The following is a 3,638-nucleotide window of genomic DNA, read 5'->3' as shown; positions in this document are numbered from 1 at the left end:
TTGCGAAAAGAGGACGCCGCAGGCGGCCCGCTGGAAGGAGCAGAGGCATAGGGGGCATACTTGCCGGTGGAGATTTGTCCGTAGGGCAAATACAACCGCTTGCCCCTTGCCGATAGGACTGGAAGTGATATAATGAGCAACCAAAAGTGGTCAGATAGATAAAAAACTTCGTGAAGTTTCCTTTTTATTAGGGCTGTGGTTTGCAGCCCTGACCTCCGGGTGAAGGGTACAGCCTTCACCCGGCGCAAAGTAATATTATTTTTCTCAAGAGCCATCCCTTTCTCCATTCCTCTTGCAATGCTCCGAATCAGAAGCTATTCATTCAATAAAAAAGCTGTCTGACAATATGCCAAACAGCTTTTTCTTATTTAGGAACGGCTAGCTTTTAACTTTATAGAAGTGTAAATTTTATGAATGCAGAGAAATTTTCACAGACACATTTTATTTTAAACTTCTCAGCTGACTGTATGTTTCTGCAGAAATATAGTCCTCATTGGTATCTTTTACTCTTATCGCCGCATAGATTTTATATAGTCTGGTTCTGTTCTCATTCCAGAAAACAGCACTACTTTTATTTTCTACAGATGCCGGATCTTTTCCTACGACTGCATCTTTTGAACAGGTCAGATAAAAGGCTGCACCTGCATAAACTTCCTCTCTCGTCCGCGAAGCTTTTTTCTGTGAAGATTTCCAGGCTTTATCTCGCAATTCTACAGTCAAAGGGCCATTTCCGTTATATTCCTTTACTTCCGCACTCTTTAATGTGATTTGTTTCTTATCTATGATGTAGTGATTCGTTACGGAAAATTTGCCCTGCATAGTTCCACCCACCACAATTGCATAGCTTACCGTATAACTTCGATTGCTTTTAGAAGAATCATCTGCACAATCTGTTTCCTGCAAAACGATTTCGGTTCCATCTCCCAAATCATAGATTTTCATAATATCCGTATTACCCTGTTCGTCTTTTTCATCACATGTATAACTAGCTTCTCGGGTCTTCAAATCACTCAACGCGGAGACTGCCTTTTCACATTGATTTTCGATATACTGTAAAAGAACTTCCGGATCAGTATTATCCATAATTTCTTCAGCGTCAGAATAGTAGGTATCTGATGAAAGGTTTAATTGTCGAAACTTTTCTTTTACAGCATCTTCCTTTGAAATGGAATAGATTAATTGATTTTTGTTGGAAATCCTTGCGAAAATAGTGTTTATGATATTTTCGCCCTGAATCTTTGATTCTTCCAGATTTTCTCTGATTTTCGTAATATTGTATCCCTTTTCGGCAGGCGATTCCTCCGTGTTCTCTCCCAAGAGATTATATATTCCAACAATGCATAGTATCAACAAAATTATCAGGAGTATTTTTGTTGTAATTCCTTTCATCGCTAATCTCCTATCTGATTATATCCTAATCATTGCCTTATAAAGAAAAATATCTTTTCTTATATACTAAATTTCCATAATCATTATTGGATTTCTTTATTTTGCGAAAGTAACCTTTCCCCAATTTTTTACATTTGCACCAGTAGTAGTGAATTTGTTCAAATCTACTGCCGCATAGATTTTATGTAGTCTTGTTTGATTATCATTCCAAGTAACCGATGTTCCGCCAGATATTCCTGTTCCACCAACACCTACAGTACCTTCTACAGTTGTTGTAATGCTGTTTGAACTTGTCACTTTAAATCTAGCACCTGCGTATATTTCTCCTCCTGCCTTTGTAACTTTTGTTGTAGAGGATTTCCAAGCTGCTCCATCTTGTTCAATAGTTAAAGGACCAGTACCAGAATACTCCCAAACCTCAGCAGCTCTCATTGTTAAGTCGGCTTTGTTTACAGTATAATGATTTGATACGGTGATTTTTCCTCGTACTGTTCCAGCCACTTTAATATTATATATTGCTGTATATCTTCTATCTCCTTTCTCCTTGTCCATACTATTGTTCGTAATCCATGTTTTTGTTACGATTTCGCATGGTGAAAAGAAGGCATTTCCCTTTGCAACTCTGCTTTTGTCTTCTTCATCAATTCCTTGAATAACGATTTCTGTTCCATCACCTAAATCATACACCTCCATTGACTCTTTGTTTCCATTCTCATCTTCAGAATTATAAATATAATCTGCCTTCTGGTTTTCTAATCCATCTAAAGCTGAAACTGCTCTTTCACATTCTTTTTCAACATACTTCAATAATACCTTTGGATCGGTATTCCTTATGATTTCAGTTGCAGCATTTCTATAAGCTTTCGAAGCTAAATCAAGAGAATCCAACTTCTTCCTTAGAGTTTGTTCCTCAGAGATTGTATATTCTCCCTCTTTTTCCAATTCCGTTCCTTTTAGCACAGCATCTACAATTTTTTCAACTTCTCTGTTAGGATTTTCTAGATTCGCCTTGATTTGTTGCATGGATTTCATCTCCACATTAGAAAACTCTTTCGGTTCTACTGTGGATGCAAAACTGATAGTATTAAATGTCAGCATCACCATCAGTGTTGAAATCAATACGGTCATAAACTTCTTCATTACTTTCTCTCCTTTCATTCTTGTGAAACAAAGTAGCACACAATACTACACTCAGATAGATTCCACATGCTATGTTCTTTGTAGTTCCTATTGTTAGCAAACTCATAGAATTATAGGTTCCATGTATAACAATTAATGGGATGAGTTGATGCTCTTTCTCATAAAGGATTGCCAAAATCATTCCAAAAATTAGAGGTGCAAACAACATCTGAATTCCTTCTACAAAGTCGAGCTGGAGCAGTATCTCTCTAAAAGAAATTAAATGCATTATTTCAAAAATAAATACAGATAATATTATTCTTTCTTTAAAATTGAATCCGCTCTTTTCCAAAATTGTCGAAATCGTTACCCGGTAGATAAGCTCCTCAACTATTGCGACAAACAGCATTTGTGAAATAATAGTTCCAATTATTTCATCAAGATAAAGCGCATATACTTTATTTGTGAAGTAGATTGATATAATTAGAACGATACAACTAACTAATAGTATCCAAATATATTTTTTACTCCACTGATATTGGCACTTTTCACTGACAATTCTCAAATATAGCTTGATAACCAAAAAGTAAGTAACAATAATATGGAATATATAAAATATATTAGTTTCTGTCAATAAATGGTCGCGAATAAAATCAAATTGTTCTAATTGCGTATAGAACTTGATATATGCCTCTTTGAATAATAGAAGAATCTGATCAGTTAACAACCATGATCCTAGAATTAGCAGAATACTCGTTATAGTCGTTTTCTCATTCATTATTCTCTCCAAGTTTTTAAGTAAAATATATGGATTATATATGTTTTACCATTCCATATATAAAGTTCATTTAGTAATAATAACTGAAACCATTATCCACTTTCCCAGTAGTTTAACGTTCTCATTTACCTATTTCCCACATTGGTGATGCACCTCCTTTCTGTCTTTTTTACTCCCTGTTTTATCCCCTTATCTATAAAACTGTTTTCAGAGCAAAAATGGGATATTATTTGCCAAAATAAATTCTGCGTATCACTGGAATTTCAAATGGCAAGGACTTACATAGAATTTACTCTGACAAACTGCTTTTCTCACATTTTTATGATATATTTACCTTAAGACATATCCCGGT

The 3,638-nt window shown here is 35.3% G+C and carries 4 protein-coding genes; all 4 read right to left on the bottom strand.

Annotation, left to right across the window (positions count from 1 at the left end; genetic code table 11):
• Nucleotides 1–275: hypothetical protein (locus D1151_RS16725; RefSeq protein WP_207708626.1), on the bottom strand; the 275-nt coding region annotated here is incomplete at its 3' end.
• A 166-nt stretch (nucleotides 276–441) separates the two neighbouring features.
• On the bottom strand, nucleotides 442–1,389 hold the full coding sequence (locus D1151_RS16145; protein WP_161909551.1) for a hypothetical protein: 948 nt from the start codon (nucleotides 1,387–1,389) through the stop codon (nucleotides 442–444).
• Nucleotides 1,390–1,485: 96 nt separating this feature from the next.
• Nucleotides 1,486–2,529 carry a hypothetical protein gene (locus D1151_RS16140; protein WP_161909550.1) on the bottom strand — a complete coding sequence of 348 codons (1,044 nt, stop codon included), beginning with the start codon at nucleotides 2,527–2,529 and terminating at the stop codon, nucleotides 1,486–1,488.
• Nucleotides 2,474–3,286 (bottom strand): CPBP family intramembrane glutamic endopeptidase, encoded by an 813-nt coding sequence (locus D1151_RS16135; protein ID WP_161909549.1) that lies wholly within the window; start codon nucleotides 3,284–3,286, stop codon nucleotides 2,474–2,476. Before D1151_RS16135 ends, D1151_RS16140 begins: the two co-directional genes overlap by 56 nt.
• Nucleotides 3,287–3,638: the final 352 nt, after the last annotated feature.

The organism is Emergencia sp. 1XD21-10 (genome assembly GCF_009936045.1).
Lineage (GTDB): Bacteria > Bacillota > Clostridia > Peptostreptococcales > Anaerovoracaceae > Senimuribacter > Senimuribacter intestinalis.
The sequence above is the reverse complement of the archived record's forward strand: the minus strand, read 5'-3'. Positions and strand labels throughout refer to the sequence as shown.

Coding starts and splice junctions, on each gene's coding strand:
- D1151_RS16145 (WP_161909551.1), bottom strand. CDS start 1,389: ATGAAAGGAATTACAACAAAAATACTCCTGATAATTTTGTTGATACTA.
- D1151_RS16140 (WP_161909550.1), bottom strand. CDS start 2,529: ATGAAGAAGTTTATGACCGTATTGATTTCAACACTGATGGTGATGCTG.
- D1151_RS16135 (WP_161909549.1), bottom strand. CDS start 3,286: ATGAATGAGAAAACGACTATAACGAGTATTCTGCTAATTCTAGGATCA.